The sequence below is a fragment of the Thiomonas sp. X19 genome, assembly GCF_900089495.1.
In the GTDB taxonomy this organism is placed as follows: Bacteria; Pseudomonadota; Gammaproteobacteria; order Burkholderiales; family Burkholderiaceae_C; genus Thiomonas_A.
Window position 1 is genome coordinate 3,981,001 of sequence record NZ_LT605203.1, and the last position, 25,141, is coordinate 4,006,141.

22 protein-coding genes are annotated in these 25,141 nt (G+C 65.4%); 4 read left to right on the forward strand and 18 right to left on the reverse strand.

The annotated features are described in order from the left end of the window. Nucleotides 1–41: 41 nt before the first annotated feature. Genes THIX_RS19375 through THIX_RS19410 form a run of 8 tightly spaced genes read right to left on the reverse strand, consistent with a single transcriptional unit; the run spans nt 42 to nt 9,490 of the window. Nucleotides 42–2,468, reverse strand: a complete 2,427-nt coding sequence (locus tag THIX_RS19375; RefSeq protein WP_112487502.1) for an adenosylcobalamin-dependent ribonucleoside-diphosphate reductase — start codon at nt 2,466–2,468, stop codon at nt 42–44. A 37-nt stretch (nt 2,469–2,505) separates the two neighbouring features. Beyond that, a complete protein-coding gene (gene rmuC, locus THIX_RS19380) occupies nt 2,506–4,047 on the reverse strand; it encodes a DNA recombination protein RmuC (RefSeq protein WP_112487503.1) in 1,542 nt (513 codons plus the stop codon). 20 nt (nt 4,048–4,067) lie between these two features. Beyond that, nucleotides 4,068–5,057 (reverse strand): D-glycerate dehydrogenase, encoded by a 990-nt coding sequence (locus THIX_RS19385; RefSeq protein WP_112487504.1) that lies wholly within the window; start codon nt 5,055–5,057, stop codon nt 4,068–4,070. After that, on the reverse strand, nt 5,054–6,481 hold the full coding sequence (locus THIX_RS19390; RefSeq protein ID WP_112487505.1) for a sodium:proton antiporter: 1,428 nt from the start codon (nt 6,479–6,481) through the stop codon (nt 5,054–5,056). The genes THIX_RS19385 and THIX_RS19390 overlap by 4 nt, the downstream gene beginning before the upstream one ends. Further along, nucleotides 6,471–7,133, reverse strand: coding sequence for a lactate utilization protein C (locus THIX_RS19395; protein ID WP_112487506.1), 663 nt, complete (start codon nt 7,131–7,133; stop codon nt 6,471–6,473). The genes THIX_RS19390 and THIX_RS19395 overlap by 11 nt, the downstream gene beginning before the upstream one ends. 58 nt (nt 7,134–7,191) lie before the next feature. After that, a complete protein-coding gene (gene pncB / locus THIX_RS19400; RefSeq protein ID WP_112487507.1) occupies nt 7,192–8,412 on the reverse strand; it encodes a nicotinate phosphoribosyltransferase in 1,221 nt (406 codons plus the stop codon). Further along, entirely contained in the window at nt 8,409–8,774 is a 366-nt protein-coding gene (locus THIX_RS19405; RefSeq protein WP_112487508.1) for a DnaJ family domain-containing protein, read from the reverse strand. The genes pncB and THIX_RS19405 overlap by 4 nt, the downstream gene beginning before the upstream one ends. After that, entirely contained in the window at nt 8,771–9,490 is a 720-nt protein-coding gene (locus THIX_RS19410; RefSeq protein ID WP_112488480.1) for a nitroreductase, read from the reverse strand. Before THIX_RS19410 ends, THIX_RS19405 begins: the two co-directional genes overlap by 4 nt. A 415-nt stretch (nt 9,491–9,905) precedes the next feature. On the opposite strand from THIX_RS19410, the gene phaP reads away from it, so the two are divergent. Then, the gene (gene phaP / locus THIX_RS19415; RefSeq protein ID WP_112488481.1) at nt 9,906–10,457 is read left to right on the forward strand and encodes a TIGR01841 family phasin; all 552 of its coding nucleotides are present in this window, start codon (nt 9,906–9,908) and stop codon (nt 10,455–10,457) included. 305 nt (nt 10,458–10,762) lie between these two features. Beyond that, nucleotides 10,763–11,560 (forward strand): serine protease, encoded by a 798-nt coding sequence (locus THIX_RS19420; protein ID WP_112487509.1) that lies wholly within the window; start codon nt 10,763–10,765, stop codon nt 11,558–11,560. A 66-nt stretch (nt 11,561–11,626) separates the two neighbouring features. On the opposite strand, the gene THIX_RS19425 is transcribed toward THIX_RS19420, so the two are convergent. The 4 genes from THIX_RS19425 to THIX_RS19440 all read right to left on the reverse strand — a co-directional run bounded on the left by THIX_RS19425 (nt 11,627) and on the right by THIX_RS19440 (nt 15,370). Beyond that, complete coding sequence (locus tag THIX_RS19425; protein ID WP_112488482.1) at nt 11,627–12,646, reverse strand: ketopantoate reductase family protein; 1,020 nt, start codon at nt 12,644–12,646, stop codon at nt 11,627–11,629. Between the two features lie 553 nt (nt 12,647–13,199). Further along, entirely contained in the window at nt 13,200–14,678 is a 1,479-nt protein-coding gene (locus tag THIX_RS19430) for an IS1182 family transposase (RefSeq protein WP_112487510.1), read from the reverse strand. 177 nt (nt 14,679–14,855) lie between these two features. Then, entirely contained in the window at nt 14,856–15,149 is a 294-nt protein-coding gene (locus THIX_RS19435) for a type II toxin-antitoxin system RelE/ParE family toxin (protein WP_112487511.1), read from the reverse strand. Beyond that, entirely contained in the window at nt 15,146–15,370 is a 225-nt protein-coding gene (locus tag THIX_RS19440; RefSeq protein WP_112487512.1) for an addiction module protein, read from the reverse strand. The genes THIX_RS19435 and THIX_RS19440 overlap by 4 nt, the downstream gene beginning before the upstream one ends. Nucleotides 15,371–15,954: 584 nt before the next feature. On the opposite strand from THIX_RS19440, the gene THIX_RS19445 reads away from it, so the two are divergent. After that, nucleotides 15,955–17,316, forward strand: coding sequence for an IS1380-like element ISCARN34 family transposase (locus THIX_RS19445; protein WP_086558171.1), 1,362 nt, complete (start codon nt 15,955–15,957; stop codon nt 17,314–17,316). A 198-nt stretch (nt 17,317–17,514) separates the two neighbouring features. Here THIX_RS19445 and THIX_RS19450 read toward each other — a convergent pair whose 3' ends face one another. After that, nucleotides 17,515–17,709: a hypothetical protein gene (locus THIX_RS19450; protein WP_112487513.1), complete on the reverse strand. Its 195-nt coding sequence runs from the start codon at nt 17,707–17,709 to the stop codon at nt 17,515–17,517. Between the two features lie 529 nt (nt 17,710–18,238). On the opposite strand from THIX_RS19450, the gene THIX_RS19455 reads away from it, so the two are divergent. Further along, nucleotides 18,239–19,243 carry an integron integrase gene (locus THIX_RS19455; protein ID WP_112487514.1) on the forward strand — a complete coding sequence of 335 codons (1,005 nt, stop codon included), beginning with the start codon at nt 18,239–18,241 and terminating at the stop codon, nt 19,241–19,243. Between the two features lie 18 nt (nt 19,244–19,261). On the opposite strand, the gene urtE is transcribed toward THIX_RS19455, so the two are convergent. From urtE to urtA, 5 genes are all read right to left on the reverse strand, one after another. Then, nucleotides 19,262–19,954, reverse strand: a complete 693-nt coding sequence (urtE, locus tag THIX_RS19460; protein WP_112487515.1) for an urea ABC transporter ATP-binding subunit UrtE — start codon at nt 19,952–19,954, stop codon at nt 19,262–19,264. Between the two features lie 19 nt (nt 19,955–19,973). Beyond that, nucleotides 19,974–20,825: an urea ABC transporter ATP-binding protein UrtD gene (gene urtD / locus THIX_RS19465; protein ID WP_371412951.1), complete on the reverse strand. Its 852-nt coding sequence runs from the start codon at nt 20,823–20,825 to the stop codon at nt 19,974–19,976. After that, a complete protein-coding gene (urtC, locus tag THIX_RS19470) occupies nt 20,818–21,969 on the reverse strand; it encodes an urea ABC transporter permease subunit UrtC (RefSeq protein ID WP_112487516.1) in 1,152 nt (383 codons plus the stop codon). The genes urtD and urtC overlap by 8 nt, the downstream gene beginning before the upstream one ends. A gap of 4 nt (nt 21,970–21,973) precedes the next feature. Further along, entirely contained in the window at nt 21,974–23,602 is a 1,629-nt protein-coding gene (gene urtB / locus THIX_RS19475) for an urea ABC transporter permease subunit UrtB (protein WP_112487517.1), read from the reverse strand. A 134-nt stretch (nt 23,603–23,736) separates the two neighbouring features. Then, nucleotides 23,737–24,978, reverse strand: a complete 1,242-nt coding sequence (gene urtA / locus THIX_RS19480) for an urea ABC transporter substrate-binding protein (RefSeq protein WP_112487518.1) — start codon at nt 24,976–24,978, stop codon at nt 23,737–23,739. Nucleotides 24,979–25,141 lie beyond the last annotated feature (163 nt).

The window sequence follows — 25,141 nt, forward strand, 5'->3', positions numbered from 1 at the left end:
CGCGACAACGCGCACGTAACCCACAAACCTCCCTCGCAAACTCAGCCGCAACTGCCGAGATAGCCGCAGTTGTCGCAGCGGTCGCAGCCGTCGACACGGCGCAGGAAGGGGCCGCCGCAGTCGGGGCAGATGCGCCCGCCGGGCAGGAGGTCCGGGGCATCGCCGGGGGTTTCGAGGTCGATGCGCCGCGAGTCGGGCGCCTTGGCGCGCTGCGCCAGCGCCGCCAGGGCCTGCTCCCGCCCCTGCTCGTCCAGGAAGCCGCGGCGCATGAGCATTTCCTGCAGCGCATAGGCGATGGCGGCAACCTCGGACTGGTGAAAGCGCGGCGCGCGGCTGCCGTCGGCCTTGATCACCTCGCCGCAGCGCACCGGCCCCTTGTCCCACACCACCTCGCGCATGTTCTGCAGGGACTTGGCCACCGAGCCGCCGGAGCGCGCCACCAGCGACAGCAGGCGCATATTGGAGGCGATCCACTGCTGCCCCTCGTCGCGCTGGCCGGCCGGCATGAAGAACTCGATGGGCCGCTCGATGCGCACCGGCTGGCCGCCGACCACGCCCTCCACCTCGGCGAAGGAAATCGACAGGTACACGGTCTTGCGCCCTTCCGGCGTCATGTAGCTGACCTTGCCGGTGACGGCCTGCAGGTCGCCCTGCGGCCGGCCCTCGATGCGGCGCGTGAGCGGGTCGATGTCGGGCGGCAGGCCGGCCACGGCGGGCTGGGCGCTGGGGGCGGCCTGCAGCACCGCGCCCAGCACGGTGTTGGGTCGGTAGGTGGCCAGGCCCTTGAGGCCGGATTTCCAGGCCTCGAGATAGAGGTCCTTGAATTCGGCGAAGGGGTAGTCGGCCGGCACGTTGACCGTCTTGCTGATGCTGGTGTCGATGAAGGGCTGCACCGCGGCGAGCATGCGCATGTGGTCCTGCGCCGACATGTCCAGCGCGGTGACGAACTGCGGCGGCAGCGCGTTCACGTCGCCGCCCTGCTCGCGGTACAGACGCCAGGCGTGGTCGGCCACCTCGTACGCACGCGTGGTGTCGTCGGCCATGCGCTTCTTGCGCGTGTAGACCCAGGAGAACGCCGGTTCGATGCCGTTGCTGGCGTTGTCGGCGAAGGCCAGGCTGATGGTGCCGGTGGGCGCCACGGCCAGCAGGTGCGAGTTGCGCAGGCCGTGCTCGGCAATGGCTTCGCGCAACGCAGCCGGCAGGCGGCGGGCGAAGCTGCCGGCGAGGAATTTGCCGGCGTCGAACAGCGGGAAGGCGCCCTTCTCGCGCGCCAGTTGCACGGATGTCTCGTAGGCGGCGTCGCGCAGCACGCGGGCCATCTCGGCGGCGAAGTCGCGCGCGGGCTGCGTGTCGTAACGCAGGCCCAGCATCACGCAGGCGTCGCCCAGGCCGAGGAAGCCCAGCCCCACGCGGCGCTTGTCGCGCGCCTCTTGCTGCTGCTCGGGCAGCGGCCAGTAGGTGGCGTCGAGCACGTCGTCGAGCATGCGCACGGCGGCAGCCGCCACGGCGCGGAAACCGTCGAAGTCGAAGCCTGCCTGCGGCTCGAACGGCTGCCGCACGAAGCGCGTGAGGTCGACGGAGCCGAGGCAACAGCAGCCGTAATCGGGCAGGAACTCCTCGGCGCATGGGTTGGTGGCCTCGAAGGTCTCGCAGTAATACAGGTTGTTCTCGCGGTTGGCGGTGTCGAGGAACAGGATGCCGGGCTCGGCGTGGTCGTAGGTGGACAGCATGATCTGGTCCCACAGATCACGCGCCGGCACGGAGCGGTAAATCCACTGGCCATCGGCCCGCTGGTGTGCGCCCTGCGCCAGTTGGTCATCGCCCGGGCGTGCCATGTGCACGAGGTCCACCATGGCGTTGCCCTCCACCGCCTGCATGAAGGCATCGCTCACGCCAACCGAGAGGTTGAAGTTCTTGAACGCGCCGGCGTCCTTGGCGTGAATGAAGGCTTCGATGTCGGGGTGGTCGATGCGCAGCACACCCATTTGCGCACCACGCCTGCTGCCGGCGGATTCCACCGTCTCGCACGAGGCGTCGAACACGCGCATGAACGACAGCGGCCCGCTGGCGCGGCTGCGCGTGCCGCCCACATGCGCGCCCGCCGGGCGGATGCGCGAGAAGTCGTAGCCCACGCCGCCGCCGCGCCGCATGGTTTCCGCCGCCTGCGCCAAGGCCTTGTAGATGCCGGGCTTGCCGTCCACCGCGTCGGACACCGAATCGCCCACCGGCTGCACGAAACAGTTGATGAGCGTGGCCTGAATGTCGGTGCCCGCCGCCGAGAGGATGCGCCCCGCCGGCACGAAACCCGCATGCAGCGCCTGCAAAAACACGCTCTCCCAGCGCGCCGGCTCGGCCTCGGCGCGAGCCAGGGCGCGAGCCACGCGCTGCTGCACGTCGGCGATGGTGCGTTCCTCGCCCTTGGCGTATTTCTCCGCCAGCACGTCGAGGCTGATGTCTTGTGGCTGCATGGAAACTCCTGAAACCTGGGCTCGCGCCCATTGGGGGTTATAACGCGTCGTCGGGGTCGTCGAGGCTGACGGGGTCAGTGGCATCCTCTGCCGGCAGGCCCAGCAAAGCCTGGGTCTGGTCGGCGGGAAGCGCTTCGACCGACTTGAGCTGCCGGGTCATGGCGCGGGTGCGGGTTTCGGCGGCGCCGATGGTGTTGCTCGCTTCATCCAGCTTTTTCCGGGTCTTGGCCAGCACATCGCCGAACTTGCCGAATTCGGTCTTCACCGCGCCCAGCACCTTCCAGACCTCGGTGGAACGCTGCTCCAGCGCCAGGGTGCGAAAACCCATGTGCAGGCTGTTGAGCAGGGCCAGCAGCGTGGTGGGCCCGGCGAGCATGACGCGATGTTCGCGTTGCAGCGCCTCCACCAGACCGGGGCGGCGCAGCGCCTCGGCGTACAGGCCTTCGGTGGGCAGGAACAGGATGCCGAAGTCGCTGGTGTGCGGCGCGGCAATGTATTTGCTCTGGATGGTCTTGGCCTCGTCGCGCAGGCGCAGCTCCAGCGCCTTGGAGGCCGCGTCCGCGGCGGCCTTGTCGGCACGCTCCTGGGCGTCGAGCAGGCGTTCGTAGTCCTCGCGCGGAAACTTCGCGTCGATGGGCAGCCACAGCGGGCCGTCGCCCTTGCCCGGCAGGCGAATGGCGTATTCCACCCGTGCGCCGGAGCCGGGTACGGTTTCGACGTTGACGCCATATTGCTCGGGCGTGAACACCTGCTCGATCAAACCAGCCAACTGAATTTCACCGAACACGCCGCGCGACTTGACGTTGCTGAACACGCGCTGCAAGTCGCCCACACCCTGCGCGAGCTTTTGCATTTCGCCCAGGCCATGGTGCACCAACTCCAGCCGCTCGGCCACCTGCTTGAAGCTCTCGCCCAGGCGTTGCTCCAGCGTGGCGTGGAGCTTTTCGTCCACCGTGACGCGCATCTGCTCCAGCTTTTTCTCGTTGTCGGCCTGCAGTTCGCGCAGGCGCAGTTCCACCGTGCCGCGCATCTCGTTCAGGCCTTTATCGGTGGTCTGGCGCAGTTCGGTGAGACGCAGCTCGGTGGCTTGGCGCATGGCCGTCTGCCCCTGCTCGGCGCTCTGGCGCGATTCGACCAGGCGCTGGTCGGTCGTGTTGCGCAAGGCATCGAGGCGCTGCACGAGTTGCGACTGCAGGGTCTGGATGGTCTGGGTGCTGGTCTGCGTGAGCTGCCCCACCTGCTGCACGAGTGTGTCGCCCACGGCCTTTTGCAGGCTTTGCAATTGCAGGTTCACGGCGTCGAGCTGGGCGTTTTGCGTGCGCGTGCTCTCGCCCTGCTGGTTGAGCAGCATTTGCTGGAACTGCGCCAGTTGCCCGGCCTGCTCGGTACGCAGGCTTTGGCCGCTGGCCTGCACCGCGCCGCGCAGTTCACGCTCCAGGCGTTCGAACTGGGGGGCGATGTCGGCGGCGAGCGTTTGCCGCAGGCCCGCCAGCGCCCGCATGCGCGCAAGCCAGCCCAGCAGCAGGCTGAGCACCAGCAGCACGGCAATGACGAGCAGCAGGACGAGTTCGAAGGACATGGGTTGGTTTCAGCGGAAAATCAAACGCGAACGGGGGTGAGGGGCGGCTGCCCGCGCAACACGGCAGCGAGGTTGTCCACCGCGAGCTGCACCATGGCGCGGCGGGTGGGCACGGAAGCGCTGGCGATGTGCGGCGTGAGCACCACGCGCGGCGCGGCGAGCAAGGCCGGGTTGACGGTCGGCTCGCCCTCGAACACGTCGAGCCCGGCCGCGCCGAGACGGCCGCTGTGCAGGGCAGCGGCCAGCGCGACCTCGTCGATGACGCCGCCACGGGCGACGTTCACCAGCGTGGCGCCGGGCCGCATCAGCGCCAGTTCGCGGGCGCCGATGAGGTGGTAGGCCGCCGGGCTGTAGGGCAGCGCCAGCAATACATGCTGGCTTTGACGCAGCAGGTCGTCGAGGCTGCGGTATTCGGCGCGGCAGGCCTGCTCGACTCCGGCGTCAAGCCGGCTGCGGTTGTGATAGAGCACGCGCATGTCGAAGCCGCATGCGGCGCGGCGGGCGATGGCCCGGCCGATGCGTCCCATGCCGACGATGCCCAGCACGGCGCCGTGCACGTCGGCGCCGGCGAACAGGTCGTAGCGCCATTTGTTCCAGCGGCCTTCGCGCAAATAGCGTTCGGCCTCGCTCATCTGCCGTGCGGCGGCGAGCAGCAGGGCGAAGCCGAAATCGGCGGTGGTCTCGGTGAGGACGTCGGGGGCGTGGGTGACGATGACGCCGCGCGCCGCGCAGGCGGCGAGGTCGATGTGGTCGACCCCGACGGTCATGGTGCTCACCACGCGCAGAAGCGGGCAGGCTTCGAGCAGCTGCGCGTCGATGCGCTCGCTGTTGGTGATGAAGGCGCCGTGCTTGTCGCGCAGCCGTTCCCGAAGCCGTTCGGGGGTCTGGATGGCGTCGTCCGGCGTGGCCTCGACCTCGGCGACCCGCGCCAGTTGCGTGACGATGTCCGGAAACACCGCGCGCGCCACCAGCACGCGCGGGCGCTGCGTTTCGGTTGTAAGAGCACTCATCGGAAAAACACCAGGTCGAGGATGGCGAAGGCGGGCAGCAACACCGCGAACGACCAGCCCATATAGCCGAAGAACGAGGGCATGCGCACGCCGCGATGCTCGGCGATGGCCTTGACCATGAAGTTGGGCGCATTGCCGATATAGGTCAACGCGCCCATGAACACGGCGCCGGTGGAGATGGCGACCAGCGTGGTGGCCTGCGCCATGAGGTGGGCCGCGTCGCCGCCGGCCAGATTGAAGAACACCAGATAGGTCGGCGCGTTGTCCAGAAACGCGGACAGCAGGCCGGTGAGCCAGAAATACGCCGCGCTGACGGGCTGGCCTTGCGCGTCGCTGGTCAGGCGCACCAACCCGGCAAGCGCGCCGCCGCTACCGGCGCGCAGGATGGCGATGACCGGGATGATGGTGAGGAAGATGCCCAGGAACAGCTTGCCCACCTCGATCATCGGCCCCCAGTTGAAGTGGTTTTCCTCGCGCGCCTCACGCGGTGTGGTGCGCAGGGACAGCAGCGCCACGAGAACCAGCGCCGCATCGCGCGTGAGGTTCTGCGGTTCCAGCTCCTGGCCCAGCACATGCACGGTCAAGCCGGGTTTCCAGATGCCGCTGTGCAGCACCGCGGCGACGATGGCCGCCAGCCACAGCACGTTCCAGGCGCCGATGATGCGGATGGGGCTGTCGGGCGAGGGATCGACGGGTTTGCGCTCGTCCTCGCGCCGCCAGTACCAGCGGTCGAGCAGATAGAACCCCGCCAGCAGCAGCGCGCAGAGCAAGGCGGTGGGCGCGAACAGGTGGCGCAGGGTCCAGAAGAAATCCACGCCCTTGAGAAAGCCGAGAAACAAGGGCGGATCGCCCAGCGGGGTGAGCGCGCCGCCCGCGTTGGCCACCAGGAAGATGAAGAACACCAGCACGTGGGCGTTGTGCCTGCGCGCGTCGTTGGCGCGGATGACCGGGCGCACCATCAGCATGGCCGCGCCCGTGGTGCCCATGACACTGGCCAGCGCGGTGCCGATGGCCAGCAGCGCGGTGTTCTGCGCCGGGCTGCCGTGCAGATTGCCGCGCACCGCGATGCCGCCGCTGACGGTGTAGAGCGCGGTGAGCAGCAGCACGAATGGCAGGTACTCCTGCAGCAGCGTGTGCAGGACCGCGTCGGCGGCGACGCCGGCGCCGTAGGTGGCGGAAAACGGCAGCAGGAACAGCAGCGCCCAGCCACCGGCGATCTTGCCCTGATGGTGGTGCCACAGCCCGGGCGCGAGCAGCGGCAGCAAGGCGATGGACAGCAGCATGGCGGCGAAGGGCAGGCCCCACCACAGGCTCAGCGTGGCGGCATCGACACCATGTGCGGCGGTCGCTGCGGCTTGCGACAGGCCCGGCACGAGCAGCAGCGCGCCAGGAAGGCCCAGCCGCAAACCCCGATCAAGCCGCATCGACGATCACCACATGCACGCGGTACGGCCCGTGGGCGCCCAGCACGATGGTCTGCTCGATGTCGCCGGTGCGCGACGGCCCGGACACGATGTTGAGCGCGCGCGGCACGGCCCCGCGCTCCGCGCGCAGCAGCGCGAAGGCGTCTTCCAGCGTGGGCAGGATGCGGCTGCGCGGCACCAGCGCGACGTGGGTTTGCGGCAGCAGATGGACCGAAGCCGGGGTCCGCGGGCCCGAAGCCAGAACCAGGGAGCCGGTTTCGGCCACGGCGCAGAAGCAGGCGGTGATGCCCACGGCGTCCGCGTCGTGCGCGCGCCGCAGCTGCGCCGCCAGCCCCGCCTCGGCCCAGGGCAGATGGCCCAGCTCGGGCCAGACCGCCGCGGCCAGCGGCAGCGCGCCGGTCCGCAGGTAGGCCGCCACCGCGGCTGGCGCCGCCGCCCAGTCGGCCACATGCTCCAGCGTGGTCTGCAGCGCCTGGGCCTGTTGCGCGAAACGCTGCGCCATGTCACTGCCGAGCGCGGGCTGGGGACCGCGCAGGTGGTTGGCGATGTCGGCCTCGGCAGCGCGGTGCTCGGCGGGCTTGAGCCGCGCATCGCGCCGCTGGCGGGCGCGTATGCGGTCGAGGATGGCTTGTCGTGCGGTGGCGGTCTCCATGGGTCGGATGATAGGAGTTCGGACGGCCTGCGCGCCTCGGCCCGGCACGAAACCGGCCTCAGCCGCCTTCGGGCTCGGCCTCGGGCAGCACCGCCTGGGGCGGGATGTCGAACACCTCGCGCAGGTAGGCGATGTAGGCCGGGTCCAGCACCTGGTTCTTGCCGGGCGAATCGCTGATCTTGGCCACCGGCTGGCCATTGCAGCGCACCATCTTGATGACCATCTGCGCCGGCGCGTGGCCCAGGTCGTGCGTCAGGTGCGTGCCGATGCCGAAGGCCAGCTGGGCGCGGCCATGGAAGAGCCGGTACAGATCGATCACGCGGTCGACGGTCAGTGCGTCGCTGAAGACCAGCGTTTTGGTGCGCGGGTCGATACGGTGCTGCTGGTAGTGCGCGATGAGCGCCTCGCCCCAGGCCACCGGGTCGCCCGAGTCGTGCCGGGCGCCGTCGAACAGTTTGCAGAAGTACAGATCGAAGTCGCGCAGGAAGGCCTGCAGGCCGTAGACGTCCGACAGCGCGATGCCGAGGTCGCCGCGGTATTCCTGCGCCCAGGTCTCGAGGGCGAAGGTCTGGCTGTCGCGCAGGCGCGGGCCCAGCGCCTGGCAGGCCTGCAGGTACTCGTGCGCCATGGTGCCCAGTGGCGTGAGCCCGTGGCGCATGGCGTACATCACATTGCTGGTGCCCGCCAACTGCGCGCCGAGGCTGCTTTTGAGCGTGCGCAGAACCTCGTCGTGCCAGTGCTTCGAATAGCGCCGGCGCGTGCCGTAGTCGGCGATGCGCACGCCCTCCAGGCCGGGCTGCCGCAAGGCGGCCGCCTTGCCCCGCAGGCGCCTGCGGCCAAGATCCAGATCCGGCGCGGGCACGGCGTGGCGAAAGTACACCTCGTTGACGATGGCCAGCAGCGGCACCTCGAACAGGATGGTGTGCAGCCACGGCCCGTGGATACGCAATTCGATGCCGCCGGTCTCGCGCCCCGCCGCGTCGCGCGCCGGCGCCAGAACGATGGCCTTGCGGTTGAGCTGGAACAAGCCGAGGAAGTCGATGAAATCGCTCTTGATGAAGCGCAGGCCGCGCAGGTAATCCAGTTCGTCCGCACGAAACCGCAGGCTGCACAGATGGGCGATTTCACGCTCGATGGCGTCGATGTGCCGCGCCAGGTCCAGCCCCGGCGTGCGACAGGTGAAGCGGTATTCCACCTGGGCCGCCGGAAAGTGATGCAGCGCCACCTGCATCATGGTGAACTTGTACAGGTCGGTGTCGAGCAGCGAGTCGATGATCATGGCTGCGGGCGCGGCGCCTCGGGCTGCCGGGGCGCGCGGCCCGGCTCCGGCTCGCGCGCATCCGCTTCGGCGGTTTGGGCCATGCCGGCCGGCGCCCGGCGCTGGTGGTTCAACCCCTTGCGCCTGAGCCCGGCGGCCCATAGCAGGCGCAGTTGCGCGCGTTCGCGCTGCCGTGCCGCCGCGCCGCACGGCAGCTTGCTGGCACGCTCGAGCAAGCCCAGGGCGAGCCGGCTCTGGGTGTCGAGCAGCGCATCGCGCGGCTGCACGTCCAGCGGCCGCCCCGCGCCGGGCAGGTGGTCGAACGCGCCGTCCAGGAGGGCCTGGGCGATGCGGGCCGCGCCGATCCACGCCAGCGCGTTCATGCCAGGAATCTCGCGAATTCGGATACCGGAACGCGCTCGGTCACCAGGGTGTTTTCAATCGCCACCGGGTCCGCCCAGCCCAGCGACATGCCGCACACCACCTGCTGCTGCGGGCCCAGGCCTAGTTCGTCCTCGATGATGCGATGGAACTGGCAGAACGCCGCCTGCGGGCAGGTGTCGAGCCCGCGCGCCCGCGCCGCGACCATGATGTTCTGCAGGAACATGCCGTAGTCCAGCCAACTGCCCAGCTCCATGATGCGGTCGATGGTGAAGATCAGCCCCACGGGGGCATCGAAGAACAGGTAGTTGCGCCGGTGCTGGGCGTGCATCGCCGCCTTGTCGCCCTTGGCGATGCCCAGCAGACCGTACAAGTCCCAGCCCACCTTGCGGCGGCGGTCGATGTAGGGCGACACCCATTGCCGCGGGTAGTAGGCGTATTCCTCGGTGTGCTGCGCTTCCTGCGCGGGATCGTCGTAGGCGGCGGCGAGGCGCGCGCTCAGGCGCTGGCGCGCCGCGCCGGTGAGCACGTGCACCTGCCAGGGCTGGGTGTTGGTGCCGGAGGGCGCGCGCGCGGAGACTTGCAAGATGGCTTCGATCGTTGCGCGCGACACCGGCGTGGGCAGGAAGCGGCGGATGGAGCGGCGGCTGGTGATGGCGGCGTCCACCGAGGCCGCGCCAGGGAACTCCGTGGCATCGGCATCCGCCGTCGTGGGCATGCTGGGCTTGATCATGCGGAAAAGTGTATTGCCCGGCCGGGGAATGTGCCGCCGCGCTGAAAGCGCCACCGACCCAGCGCTTGCGGGCACGTGGCCGCCCGCATGTTGCGGCGCGACAGTGCAATCTCCCGGTTTTCTCGTGCCCAAGCGGAAAAACCGCTTCCGCAAACATGGGATTGCCACCCAATCGAAAGACGCAATCTGTTGTTTTATATGGATTTTTTATGGTGCACCGACTTTTTGTTGCGACGCAACAAAAAAGGGCTTGACAAGTCAACTTCGCGATCTAGAATTGCCCTTGTGCGCTGCACCAATATGCATGCCGGGAACAGAGGCCAGTGTCATGAAAATGACTTGGCACCCAGTCAAAATCGTGCATGCTGTCCTGTTAACTTTGGAAGTCTAGGAGCCCATGATGATGACCCCCGAGCAAATGATCGCCGCGCAAAAGTCCCAACTCGAAGCCATGTTTGCCCTGACCGGCAAGGCTGTCGATGGCTTGGAGAAAATGGTTGAGCTGAATATGCAAACCATGAAAACCGCCATGCACGAAACCTCCGAGGCCGCCATGGCCGCCTTGTCCGTGAAAGACATTCAGGAACTGGTCGCGATGCAGCCGGGCATGGCCCAGCCCATGGCCGAGAAGATGTTGTCCTACTCGCACCACCTGTATGAAATTGCCTCGGGCACGCAGGCTGAATTCGCCAAGGCCATCGAAGCCAACGCCGCTGAAGCGCACAAGAAAATGCAGGCGCTGGTCGACACGGCCGTGAAGAACGCCCCTGCCGGCACCGAAACCGCCGTGGCCATGATGAAAAGCGCCATGAGCGCCGCCAACAGCGCCTACGACACCGTGCAAAAAGCCAGCAAGCAGGCTGCCGAAGTGGTGGAAGCCAACTTCAACACCGTGACCAACACGGCGATGAAGGCCGCCCAAACCAGCTCACGCGGCAAGCGCACGGCCTGAGCCAGAGCCGCACCGACCATCGAACGCTTCAGGGTTGGCGCGCAACACCGCCGCCCTGGGATGAACAAGATTCAAGAGGGGTGGCGCTGCGCTTGCTCGCATGTTTTCAACCGCACAGTCAACCTGACCACACAGAATTCAGTCGTTGAACCGTTTGTCTCCTCGGTACTTCCAAGTACCTTTTAAGCCGGTCGTTCTGACCGGCTTTTTTTATGGGCGCGAGGATGCAACCGGCTGTCCGCTCAATCCCGAGGCAGACATGACAATAGCGCGGACTGCCCCGCAACCTGGCCTTGAAGGACACCATGATCGAGCCCCTGCTATTGACCACGGCCCGCGTTTCCACGTTCGACAACGACCGGGCGCTGACTGGCGCGAGCGGCTTCCTGTTCGAGCGCGACGCGCACCTGTTTCTGGTCACCAGCCGCCATGTGGTGATCGACAAGCCGAGCAAACACTTCCCCAATCGCATCGAGATCGAACTGCATACCGATGCAGACAACCTCACGCGTTCGACGGCGCTCTCGGTGCTGCTGTACCGCGACGGCAAGTCCGTCTGGCGCCAGGGATGCGATGCCGCCGGCGAGATCGACGTGGCGGTGATCGAACTCGACCGCTCGGCGCTGCCAGAGTCTGTTGTGCTGCGCTGCTTCACGCCCGAACATCTGCCCAGCTCGCTCGAAGCCGTGGAGGTGGGAAGCTCGCTGCTGATCGTCGGTTTCCCGCTGGGCTTTCACGACACGCTGCATCACCTGCCGGTGGTGCGCCAGGCGGTGATTGCCTCCTCCTTCGGCATGCGGTTCCAGGGCCAGGGCTATTTCCTCACCGATGGGCGCACGCACCGCGGCACCAGCGGCGCGCCCGTGGTGATGCGCAACACGGACGGCGACGCCGAGTTGCCGTGGACCCTTCTGGGCGTGCACTCCATGCGCATCGACATGCGCGGACGCGATTTGCAACTCGACGAATCGCTCGGCTTGAACTGCGCCTGGTACGCCGACATCCTGCTGACACTGACGGCACCTGAAGCGCAAGACCTCTTGCCCGACGACGAAGGCGCGAGTGCAGCGGCCGACGCGAACTTGGCCACGGGTGGGACTTGACACCAGCCAGCCGCAGCGCCCGGCTACGGCTGAGAGCTGGCTCAGGTCATGCAGGAGGTGGCCTAATCACGCCGCCCGCTGCGTGCGGCTGTCAAGCTCGGTGAGCAGCGCCAGCATGGCCTCGGTCAAGGGCATGGCGATGCCGGCGCGCCGGGCCAGTTCCACCGGGGCGCCGAGCAGGGGCTGCACTTCCAGCGGCCGGCCGCGCTCCAGGTCTTGCAGGGTGGAGGGCTTGACCGGGCCGATGCCGCGGCCGATGGCAATGCGCTTCTCGGCATCCACCTGCGGGTCGCAGCCATAGGCGCGGGTGAGCGCGATCAGCTCCTGCATGACGCCACGCACCAGGTCGAGCAGGCCAGGGCTGGCGCAAATCTGGTCCATGCGCGCGCGGGTGAGCGCGGCCACCGGGTTGAACGAGGCGTTGCCGATGAGCTTCATCCAGATGGCGTCGCGAATGCGCGCGGTGGGTTTGGGGTCGCATCCGGCTTCGCGCAACGCGGCGGCGAGCGCTTCCACGCGCGGACTCAAACCCGCCGTCCCCTGCGCTGGATGGGCAGGCTCGCCGATGACGTAACGGTACTGGCCGTTGGCCTTGATGACACCCGGCGCCGTGACCTCGGACGCGCTATGCACCACGCAGCCGACGATGTGCGCGAGGTCGAGCGCGCCGGCCATGCTGCCGTCCGGGTCGAGGCAGGCGATGCGCGCAGCGCTGCCGTCGGCCGCCAGCGCCTGCGGGCTGGTGTCGCCGTGGAAATACCACCAGGGCAGACCGTTGATCGCCGGCAGCACCACGGTGTCCTGCTGCAGCATGCTGCCAAGGCGTGGCAGCAGCGGGGCAATCTGGTGGGCCTTCATGCCCAGCACGATCAAGTCTTGCGGGCCGAAATCTTCGGGTCGGTCGCTGGCTTGCAGCTGCGCCGTCTCGTCGCCAGCCGGGTCTTGCAAACGCAGACCCCGGGCGCGTATGGCCTGCAGATGCGCGCCGCGCGCGACCACACCCACCGCATGCCCGGCCCGCGCCAGCTTCACCGCAAGGCTGCCGCCCACCGCTCCCGCGCCCACCACCACAACCCGCATCGCCATGCTCCCGTCACGCGCTTTCGCCTGTTCGCGCATCCATTCGTCCCGGCACCCAATCCGTCGCCGGTTGGTTCTGCCGTCCTGCCGCATGGTAGGAGTTGCCGTCCCGGTTCGCCGACTCCTTGCCATGGTTGCACTACCCCATAGGCGCGGCGATGGACGCAAAGTTTTTCCATCGCCACGACCCCGGGCACGGAAAAAATACCGCACTGGCCCTAACTGGCTGTTGAAATACCTCGGTCACGGCTGGCGCCATAGAAAAAACCCATGACCAACCGATAAAGGCGGCCTTTTCTGCATCTTTGCCGACCTTCAAGCGCTCCCGAGTGCCATGGCGATAGGTTCAAACGATAGCTCGAAGTCCCGAAAACAGTATTTCAACAACCTGCTAACGAGGCTGTGCAAAAACCCCAAGTCCAGCCGCTGGCTGGCGCATGAGCGTGGGCGTTCGGATGTCCAAGGCCTCGGCCCTCCTCATCTCGTTTTTGGTTGATCTTCCCGTCAGTTCGGGCCCGCAGTACTCATTCTGGCACCGAACCGGGCCTGCCTATGCTCGCTATGTCTTCAGATCGTACCCGGCCAGTTTCTCGATGTTGTGCACCAGGCAGTACAGCCGCCACTGCACGCCGACCTTCTGCCGCCCGCGCAGCGTGAACCGGTTCAACCGCTTGTTGTGCCGGATGTTGCCGAACACCGGCTCCACCGTGCCGATGCGCCGGCTGTAGCGCCTTCTTCCCTCCGGGCTATCGATGCGGTGCTTCATGGCTTCGAGCACCTCGTTCGCACTGGCCTGTTGCTTCTTAAAGATCGCCACCTGTCGCACCGCCGTGCGCTGCGGATGGCGCAGGCATCGGTGTCTTTGCTCGCAGGGCCCGCAGCCGCTTTTGCTGCCGGTGTACTTGTGGCAGCTTCGCCCGTTGATCGTGCAGCCGCTGCCGTTGCTGTAGAGCTTCTGGCCCGCCGGGCAGATGCAGTGACTGGCGTCTTCGGTCACGCGGAAGTCCTCGGGCCGGTACAGCCGGATCGTTCCCTCTTTGCCCTGACCTTCCAAGCGCTCATCGCGCTGTCGCATCTGGTTGTCTGCGATCAGTGCCTCGATGCCTTGCTCAGCCAGCGCCTGCAGGTTCTCGCTGCTGTGGTCGCCGGCATCGGCCGTGATCAGCGTGTCCTGGTTTCTCACCGCTTCGCTGGCCTGGACCATGGGCAGTAGCATGGCCTGCTCCGAGCCTGAGCCGATGACCTCGGCCGCCACGATGATCTGGTGCTCGCTGTCCACCGCGGCTTGGGCCGCATAGCCCTGGATCACGCCTTTGCCAGTGGCCATCTTGGCGCTGTCGGGGTCGGTGACGTTGGTCTTGAGCTCCTGGCCCTTGCGGTTGAGTCGGGGAGCGCTGCGGGCGATGAAGTCGCGCGTGGCCTGCGCTTCCTTGCGCAGCGCGTCGATGCGGCTCTGTCGTTGTCTGTCCAAGCCCGGCTCATCCCCGCTGGCGTCTTGCCGTTGGTGGGCTTGGATGATCTTGCGCGCGGCCTTGTCCAGCCGATCGGCCCGGTGCGCCAGTTCGGCGTGGGTGCCGCTGCGTTCTTTGCTAGCGTTGGCTGGCAGCTTGACGCCGTCGATGGCGAACATCTGCCGCCCGATCAGGCCCAGCCGGTCGCAGGTGAGCAGCACCTGCGTGAACAAGGCCTGAATGTCGTCACCGAGCTCGCGCACGAACTTGGCGATGTGGGTGTAGCTGGGTTGGCTGTCGCCGCTGAGCGCGATGAATTGCACGTTGTGCAGGCAGGCCGCTTCGATGCGTCGGCTGCTGATCAAACCCCGGCTGTAGGCCAGCAGCACGATCTTGAGCATGACGCGGGGGTCGTAGGCGCTGGCGCCGGTCTCGTCGTTGCGAAAGCGCGCATCGAGAGCGCTGAGGTCGAGTTCGTGGTCGATCAGGTGATCGAGCGCGAATTCAAAGCTGCCGGGCTGGATCTGCTCGCTCAGCACCACCGGCAGGAGCCGGGGATTGCGGTCGATCTGTTTGTATCTCGCCATGTCCTGCTCTCCTGCATTGAGCGTTTCGACATCGACTCTTTAGCGTGCAGCTTGTTCCAGGTCGGCGGGTGTTTTTGCACAGCCTCAACGTCTGACATAACCGGCGCCAGCGGCCTTATCGCTGGCGTCCGGGTTGATGGATGGGTTGGGCGTCACCGTTCGAAGTGACACGGCGTACTACTTCCGTTGCGCCCAGTAGCCAGGGCGCCGCCTGTGATGCGCCACGGCGAGAATTCGAAGCTCCTCTGCGGTGACCTGATAGATAATGCTATATGGAAACCGACGGAGGATATATCTCCGGCGAGTGCCTCGAAACACAGCACCGAGCAAAGGATTAGCCAGAACGAGATTGGCCGTTCGTTCAAACTCAGTCACAAACGCGAGACCAAGCCCGACATCCGCCTTCAGCGTATAGAACGCGGCTGCGTCGTGCAGTTCGGTGAGCGCCGATGGAGAAACGACGAGCTTCACTTCAGCGCTGCACGGACCTGTGCAAGTGCGTCAGCAATCGGAATGACTTGTACCGCTCCACTCTCGATGTCAGCAATTCTGCGCTCCGTTTCAACGGCCCACGCCTCCTCAATCTCGGCATCTTCGTCGAGACTGGCGAGCAATAGCTGGGCGAAAGCTGCGCGTTCACCGGCTGTTAGTTTCAGGGCTTCGGCTTCGAGGAATTCGAGTTGATTTCCCATGGCAAATGCCTCCGTAGAGATAATAAAAATTGTACCGCAAACTTGGTGCTGAGTGATGGAGACGCCCAACGTGGAGCTAAGGGCTGCGCGCTTTTGCGCAGTCCCTCTCGACTGACGGGTTGGGCTGCTTTCTGCAACGATTATTTCGCTTTACCAATTGGCACCTGGATTGACGGCAATTTCGCTTAACTTTCCTCAAGCCAGTTGCTTGCCGATTGTCTGTGATACGGCGCGCCCAATCGATAATAGATATTACCTCGGATATTTCTGTGTCGGAGTATGCGTCCAAAATATATCGGCGACCGTTGTAGATTTTGTTTGCGAGATTTGGCGCAAAGCTATAGAGAAGTGGGCCAGCGCGGTCAAACAAAACGAAGTGCTCAAATTCTATTATCGCAGCACGACGATTACTTCCACCGTACTTGCGCTTGGGGCCAATGCCAACCCATGTGATTTTTCTGTCTATCCTAAATCCGTGAGCTCGGGCATGCGGAATTTTCATAAGTTGTTGATGCATAATGGTTTATTCGATAAAATGACCCCTTTGTCTTCTCACCCAGCGGGTGAACGTTCCGGGGTATGGCATGGGGTTTGGATTTCGCGTCAAGCAACTCGACTATGACCTGACGCCGGTGGCCGGTCTGGCCCTTGTCGGTCATCACCTCAAGCGCCTCGATCCTCTGTTCAAACGCCTGGATGCCCAGTGGCCTTGCCGCGGCGGACTGCCGCCCAGCACACTGATGCGCAGCTATGTTGGCTTGCTCGCGCAGAGCAAGAGCGACTTCGATGCCATCGAAGGCTTTCGAGGCGATCGTTTCTTCCAGGAGGCGCTGGGTCTGGTGGGTGTGCCGTCCTCGCCCACCCTGCGCCAGCGCCTGGATGCGCAGGCCGCCCTGTGGTTTGACTTCACCTCCCAGGCGATTGAAGCGCTGCTGCGCAAGAGCCAACCGGACTATGGTCTTTTGCCTTGCGGTCATGTGCCGCTGGACATCGACACCTTCGCGATGGACAACTCGGGCACAGCCAAGGATGGGGTGAGCCGCACCTACGCGGGGGTCGATGGCTACTGCCCGCTGGCGGCCTACCTGGGCACGCATGGGTTTTGCCTGGAGTTCGCCCTACGTCCGGGCGCGCAGCACTCGGCTTCGGAGACGACCTACAACCTCGAGACGGCCGTGCCCATGGCGCAGCGCCTGTCGACCGCAGGCCCCAAGGCGCCGATTCTCGTGCGCATGGATGCGGGGTTTTGCTCGGCCGCCTTGATGGCCGACATGCAGCGCTGCAACAGGCCAGGACTGCCCCGGGTCGATGTTCTGATCAAGTGGAATCCCCGCAAGACCGATCCTCTGGAGGTCTTGCGACGGCAGGAACTGGAAGGGGGTTTGTTGTGGCAGCATCCGCGCGCAGGCAAGCGCGTGGCGGTTTGGGAGGTGGCCGTGCAGGTCGAAGGCATCGCCCATCGCCTGCGCCGCATTGTGCGCATCACGGAGCGCACCGTCGATGCCCGTGGCCAGCAGTTTTTGGTCCCCGAGATCATCTTGGAGGGCTGGACGACAAGCTTGCCCAAGGCCATCAGCGCCGAGGCGATCATCGACCTGTACGCCGGGCACGCTACGCACGAGCAGTTCCATGCGGAATTCAAAACCGACATGGATCTGGAGCGACTGCCCTCGGGGAAGTTCGACACGAACGATCTTGTCTGCCAGCTTGCGGCCCTGACGATGAACGTGCTGCGCCTCATGGGGCAGCAAGGGCTGCTGGGGCCGCATGCACCGGTGCGCCATGCGGCCAGGCGACGGCGTCTGAAGACTGTGATCCAGGAACTTGTCATCCGCGCAGCACGCGTGATCAACCATGGCGGGCGGCTGTGGTTGGGACTGGGCGCCAACGACAAGGCAGCCCGTGCCTTTTGCGATCTGCATGCGCAGTTCGCCGCCAGCGGCTGAAGACGCAGTCCAAGCTTTCCCAGCACCCCAAGACGCTGGCCACAAGGGCTCAGCGGGGGAACGGCTGCGCGCAACCCACCCGAAATGACCGATCAAGGGGGCCGATCGTTCGCGCACAGCCCCACAGCCCCCTTCGACACGGCGCTCGAACCGTGAACCTGCGGGAAATCGGGAAAATCGGGCCGTCACAATCAGCTTTCAAGTCGATGGATTATCGGAAGTCACGGATTCAGGTTCTATGTCATGGCTTTTTGCTTCCCATCCAGTACCACCTACACCAATGACAGCATCGTAGCGATAGCCGCGAACCCGACCCATGCAATCGTTGATTCCGAAACGACCAAATTCATCCGGGTCGCCAACATGAGTTCGCTTGTAGGTCAGTATGCGCATATGTGAACTTTCAAGATGCCCAGCGTCTGAATTAACCGGATGCCCGCTTGCGGGCAGTCCGGTTGAATGATGGGTTGGGCCTGGTTGTGGAAGAAGAAACGGCAGCACAGCGACTGTGTTTGTAGAAGGAGACACTGCGGCGCTGTTTGCCAAGAACACCGGCTTGCGGCGCGCAAGGCGCGTTGTGATCGCGCGTTCTTGCGGAGAGCAAACCGAAGCCACGTTGAAGCGTGCCGCAAACGGATGCGGCGGTGAACGAAGGGGAAGGTGGCAACGTTACCGCCCAGGGCAGCGACTTGCCGTCACTGCCGAGGAAGCGATTGTGCTTCAAATTGTTCAGGTGCAAGAACATGGATTTGTCTTTGCCCAACGTAATGTAGATCGTCGGATAAACCGGGCATCCCAGGATATCCGACGGGATAAGCACAATGACTCAAGAACGCGCTCAGCGCATCGCAAGGCTGCTGCCCGCTTGACAGCAGCCGTTCCAGGCCAAATACTGTATGCGCATACAGCCAGCGGTGACGCCATGAACCCTGTCATCTATCTCCCCCAATCGAAGCGCCTGCTGGAGCAGGTGAGCGAGGTTTTGCGGTACAAGCACTATAGCCTCAAGACCGAGCAAGCCTATGTGTATTGGGTTCGCTTTTTCGTCCGGTGGAGCGGGCACGGCGGGCAGTTGCGACATCCTCGCGACATGGGCGCCGCGGAAGTGACGCAGTTTCTCACCATGCTGGCCAATGAGCGTCGGGTCTCAGTGTCCACACATAATCAGGCGCTGAGTGCCTTGCTGTTTTTGTACCGGGATGTGCTGGGGATTGATTTGCCCTGGTTGTCGGAGGTGCAGCGTCCAAGCCGGCCTAGGCGCATTCCATCGGTCTTGACGCAAGCCGAAGTCGCTGCCCTGTTGGGGGCCATGGATGGTGAAATGGCTTTGTTGGGCAGTCTGTTGTATGGCACGGGCATGCGGTTGATGGAGGGCTTGCGTCTGCGCGTCAAGGACGTGGATTTTGACCGGCAAGTCTTGGTGGTGCGCCAAGCCAAGGGCGGCAAGGACCGGGTGGTGATGTTGCCTCGCACCTTGCATGATGCGCTGAAGGCGCAAATGGCGCGTGCACGAGCAGTCTGGACGCGCGACCGTGATGTCGGTGCCGCCGGTGTGGAGGTGCCGGATGCGCTGTCGGTCAAATACCCGAGCCTGGGGTGTCGCTGGGGCTGGTTCTGGGTGTTTCCGGCGCCCAGGCCATCGGTCGACCCCCGCTCTCAGATTGAACGTCGGCATCACCTGTATGAGGAGCGATTGCAGCGCGCCATCAAACTGGCCAGCGCTGCTGCGCAGATTGTCAAACCAGTTTCTGTGCACACGCTACGTCATTCGTTTGCCACGCATCTGCTGCAGACCGGCACCGACATCCGCACCGTGCAGGAACTGCTGGGTCATTCCGACGTGAGCACCACCATGATCTACACCCATGTGCTGAAGGTGGCGGCGGGTGGCACGGCCAGCCCGTTGGATCGGTTGCTCAGGGTGTAAAGAGACGACGGCAGCGCTCTACACCGAAATCAGTTCCCGCACCCCGTCCGCATCCATCTCGCTGCCCTTCCCCGCCTTGATGACCTCGCCGCGCGACATCACGGCGTACTGGTCGGCCAGGGCCTTGGCGAAGTCGTAGTACTGCTCCACCAGCAGGATGGCCATGTCGCCGCGTGCGGCGAGCATGCGGATGACGCGTTCGATGTCCTTGATGATGGACGGCTGGATGCCTTCGGTGGGTTCGTCGAGGATGAGCAGCTTCGGCCCTGCCGCCAGGGCGCGGGCGATGGCGAGTTGCTGTTGCTGGCCGCCGGAGAGGTCGCCGCCGCGCCGGTGCAGCATCTGCTTGAGCACGGGAAACAGTTCGTACAACTCGGCGGGAATGGCGGTGCCGCCGGGTTTGGTGGCCAGGCCCATGCGCAGGTTTTCTTCCACGCTCAGACGGGGAAAGATTTCGCGGCCCTGGGGCACGTAGCCCAGCCCCAACCGCGCCCGCGCGTCGGGTCGCAGGTGGTCGATGCGCTGGCCGTCCAGGGTGATGCCGCCGCTCTTGATGCCCACCAGCCCCATCAGGGACTTGAGCAGCGTGGTCTTGCCCACGCCGTTGCGGCCCAGCAGCGTCAGCACCTGGCCCTTGTCGAGCTGCAGGCTGACGTTGCGCAGGATGTGGCTGCCGCCGTAGTACTGATTGACCGCGTCGATGTTCAGCATGGTGTCGTGGCTCGTCGCTTCAGCGCCCCAGGTAGACCTCGACCACGCGTTCGTTGGCCTGCACCTGCTCCAGGCTGCCTTCGGCCAGCACGCTGCCTTCGTGCAGCACCGTCACCTTGTGCGCGATCTTGCGCACGAACTCCATGTCGTGCTCGACCACCACCAGGGTGTGCTTGCCGGCCAGCGAGATGAACAACTCGGCGGTGCGGTCGGTCTCGGCGTCGGTCATGCCGGCCACGGGTTCGTCCAGCAGCAGGAGCTGCGGCTCCAGCATGAGCAGCATGCCGATTTCCAGCCACTGTTTCTGGCCGTGCGACAAGTCGCCGGCGCGGCGCGCGGCCTGGTCGTGCAGACGGATTTGCGTGAGCACTTCTTCTACCCGCTCGCGCTGCGCGCTGCTCAGGCGAAAACGCCAGGTGCTGCGGGCGCGCTTGTCGGCCTTGAGTGCAAGCTCCAGGTTGTCCTGCACGCTCATGTCTTCGAACACGGTGGGCTTCTGGAATTTGCGGCCGATGCCGGCCTCCACCACCTCGGCCTCGCGCAGCTTGAGCAGGTCGATGGTCTGGCCGAAAAACGCGCTGCCGGAGTCGGCCCGGGTCTTGCCGGTGATGACGTCCATCATCGTGGTTTTGCCGGCGCCATTGGGGCCGATGATGCAGCGCAGCTCGCCGGTGTCGATGGCCAGCGACAGCTTGTTCAGCGCGCGAAAGCCGTCGAAGCTCACGCTGATGTCGTCGAGGTAGAGCGCCACGCCATGGCTCATGTCCACGCCCGACTGGCGCAGATGGCCGTAGCCGCCTTCCTGGACGCTGCCGCCCAGTTCGGGATTCGGCTGCTGGAAGACGATGTCCCGCCAATCGATCTCAGCCACGGCGCCGCCTCCATTGCTTGACCAGGCCGACGATGCCGTAAGGCGCGTAGAGCGTGACGACGATGAACAGCCCGCCGAGGAGATAGAGCCAGGCTTCGGGAATGGCCACGGTCAGCCAGCTTTTGGCGGCGTTCACCAGCACCGCGCCGATGATGGGGCCGATGAGCGTGCCGCGCCCGCCGATGGCCGTCCAGATGGCGATTTCAATCGAGTTGGCGGTGGACATTTCGCTCGGGTTGATGATGCCCACCTGCGGCGCGTACAGCGCACCGGCCAGGCCGCACATCATCGCGGCGATGGTCCACACGCCGAGCTTGAACCACAGCGGGTTGTAGCCGCAGAACATGACGCGGCTCTCGGCGTCGCGGATGGCGGTGAGCACGCGGCCGAACTTGCTGCGCACCAGCCAGCGGGCGAACACGAAGCAGCCGGCCAGTGCCACGCTGGTGGCGACGAACAGCGCCACGGTCATGCCGGCGGTGCCCATGGGAAAACCCAGCAGCACCTTGAAATCGGTCAGGCCGTTGTTGCCGCCGAAGCCGGTTTCATTGCGAAAGAACAGCAACATGGCGGCATAGGTCAGCGCCTGGGTGATGATGGAGAAATACACCCCCTTGATGCGCGAGCGGAAGGCGAAAAAGCCGAAGATGAAGGCCAGCAGGCCGGGGGCGGAGAGGGCGAGGAAGAGGGCATAGGCGAAATGCTCGGTGCCCGCCCAGTACCAGGGGAAATGCGTCCACTGCATGAACTGCATGAAGTCGGGCAGATTGCCGCTGGCGGCGGTCATGCTGCGGTTCAAATACATGCCCATGGCATAGCCGCCCAGGGCGAAGAACAGCCCCTGGCCCAGCGACAGGATGCCGGCATAGCCCCACACCAGGTCCATCGCCAGCGCGACGATGGCGTAGCAAAGAATCTTGCCGGCCAGGCCTATCCAGTATTGCGACAGATGCAGGCTGCTGCCCTGCGGCACGGCCAGCGCCAGCAGCGGCGCGGCAACACAGGCCAGCAGCAGGAAGACGATGAACGCGGCCCAGCCCCATGCGGGCAGGAAACTCGTGGCCGGCTGCAGCTGCGCCCGTGGTGACGAGGGCTGGGGTGGCGGCGTGACGACCACGCCCGACTCGTTGGTGACGGCGGCCATGGCTTCAGCTTTCCACGCTGCGGCCCTTGAGGGCGAACATGCCTTGCGGGCGCTTCTGGATGAACAGGATGATGGCCGCCAGCACCGCGATCTTCGCCAGCACCGCACCGGCCACGCCTTCGAGCAGGGTGTTGGCCACGCCCAGGGTGAGGGCAGCCGTCACCGTGCCGGTGAGCTGGCCGACGCCGCCGAGCACCACCACCATGAAGCAGTCGACGATATAGCCCTGCCCCATTTCAGGACCGACGTTGCCGATCTGGCTCAGCGCGCAGCCCGCCAATCCCGCGATGCCCGTGCCCAGGCCGAAGGCCAGCATGTCCACCCGTGGCGTGCGCACGCCCACGCAGGAGGCCATCGGCCGGTTTTGCGTCACGGCGCGCACGAACAGGCCCAGGCGCGTGCGCGAGATCAGCAGCCACATGGCCAGCAGCACGAAGGCGGTGAAGGCGATGATGACCATGCGGTTGTAGGGCAGGATGAGATTGGCCATGGCGTGCAGGCCACCCGACATCCACGGCGGGTTGTCCACCTGCACGTTCTGCGGCCCGAACACGGTGCGCACGACCTGGATCAGCACCAGGCTGATGCCCCAGGTGGCCAGCAGCGTTTCCAGCGGCCGGCCATACAGCTTGCGGATGATGGTGCGCTCCACCGCCATGCCGATGCCGCCGGCGACGATGAAGGAGAACGGCACCGCCGCCACCAGCGCGTAGCTCTGCAGGCCTGGCAAATCACGTTGGAACCAGCCCTGCATCACATAGGTGGAGTAGGCGCCGATCATGATGAACTCGCCCTGCGCCATATTGATCACACCCATCAGCCCATAGGTCACGGCCAGGCCGAGCGCGGCCAGCAGCAGAATGCTGCCCAGGCTGATGCCCGAAAACAGCGTGCCCAGGCACTCGCCCCAGGCCAGGCGCTCGTCGATGTCGGCGAGGCTGGACTTGATTTGCGCGCGCACGGCGGCGTCGGGCTCGACGAACTGGCCATCCTTCTTGTCCAGCCGCGACAGCAGCAGACTGCGCACCGCCGGGTAGTTGCTGGCGGCAAGGTCTTGCGCCGCGCTCAGGCGCTCGGTGGCGTTCTTGCTCGTCAGCAGAATGGCGGCGTGCAGCAGTTGCAGCCGCTCCAGAATTTCGGGGTCTTTCTCGGTTTTGAGGGCTTGTTCCACCAGACCGCGATCCACCGAGGTCGGGTCGTCCTGCAACTGCTGCACGGCCTTCAGGCGCAATGCACGGTCGCCGGAAAACAAGTCCAGCGCGGCGCGGGCGGACTGCAGTTCCTTGCGCACATAGTTGTTGTTGATCACCGCCTGCGCGTTGGCGCTGGGCGTCACTTTCCGGCCGGTGGCGAGGTCGATCCAGTCATCCCCCCGCTGCACCTGCACCATGCTGCCGTCGATCTGCACCTCGTTGTTCAGCAGCTTGTGCAGGAAGTTGGCGAGCCGCGGATCGGGGCGCCCCACGGCCTGGTGCAAAGCCGCCATGCGGGAGTCGGTATCGCCACTGGAAATCGCCATGGCCTCCTGCGGTGTGAGGGCGTGCGCCAGGGGCAGCAGACCCAGCAGCAGCAGGCCAAAGGCCGCGCGAAGCCAGGTGCCGGGGAGGTGCCACAAGTTGCGCGGGTTGGTCATGGAGCGGAGGGCAGGTTTGATGCAGGGCGGCGCTTGTCAGGCTCCCCCTCCCGTCCTCCCCACAGTGGGGGAGGAGCTTTCACTCCCTCCCCACGGCGTGGGGAGGGCTGGGGAGGGGAAGTTTTTTCAGGAACTCAGGCGTTCTTCGGCTTGGGGATGTACGGGCTCCAGGACTCGCCCGGGACCAGGCCCTTGGACTTCCACACCACGTCGAACTGGCCGTCTTCGCGAATCTGGCCGATGAACACCGGCTTGCTCAGGTACTGGTTCTTCAGCACCTCGACGGTGTAGCCGTCCGGCGCGGCGAACTTCTGGCCGATGAGCGCCTTGCGCACGGCGTCGGTCTTGGTGGACTTGGCCTTCTCCACCGCCTGCTTCCACATGTGGATGCCAATGTAGGAGGCCTCCATCGGGTCGTCGGTCACGGGGTAGTCCTTCAGGCCCTTGGTCTTGACCCAGGCCTGCCACGACTTGACGAACTTGGCGTTGGTCGGGTTCTTCAGCGACTCGAAGTAGTTCCACGCCGTGAGCTGGCCCACCAGCGGCTTCAAGTCCATGCCGGCGATTTCCTGCTCGGCGATGGAGAAGCCGACCACCGGAATGTCGGTGGCCTTGATGCCCTGGTTGCCCAGCTCTTTGTAGAACGGCACGTTGGAGTCGCCATTCACGGTGGAGATGACGCAGGTCGGCCCGGCCGAGGCGAATTTCTTGATGTCGGCGACGATGTTCTGGTAGTTGCTGAAGCCGAAGGGGGTGTAGACCTCGGCGATGTCGGCGTCCTTCACGCCCTTGGAGTGCAGGAAGCCGCGCAGGATGGCGTTGGTGGTGCGCGGGTAGACGTAGTCGGTGCCCAGCAGGAAGAAGCGCTTGGCACCGCCGCCGTCCTTGCTCATCAGGTATTCGGTGGCGGGAATGGCCTGCTGGTTGGGCGCCGCGCCGGTGTAGATCACGTGCGGGTTCTCCTCCTGGCCCTCGAACTGCACCGGGTAGAACAGCAGGCCGTTGAGTTCGTCGAGCACCGGCAGCACCGACTTGCGCGACACCGAGGTCCAGCAGCCGAAAATGGCGGCCACCTTGTCCTGCGAGATGAGCTGGCGCGCCTTCTCGGCGAACAGCGGCCAGTTGGAGGCTGGGTCCACCACCACCGGCTCGATCATGTGGCCGTCCACGCCGCCAGCGGCGTTGATCTCGGCGATGGTCATCAGGTCCACGTCCTTGAGCGCGGTCTCGGAAATGGCCATGGTGCCCGAAAGCGAATGCAGGATGCCGACTTTGATCGGCGCCTTCTTCGATGCGATGGCCGGGAACGACAGGCTGCTGGCTGCGGCGGCGGCGACGGTGGTGCCGACGGTTTTCAATGCGGTACGACGATCCATGTTGAAACTCCCTCCGGTGGATGCGAAATGCAAGCACCACGTCAGCAAGTCCCGTGCCACATCGGAATAACAGTTGTCCTGCAAGGGTCAAGCGGCATGCCCAGCCCAGGCAGGCGCGCCACGGCGACCAGGCTGCAATTCGGTGCGCATGCACCAGCCCGCG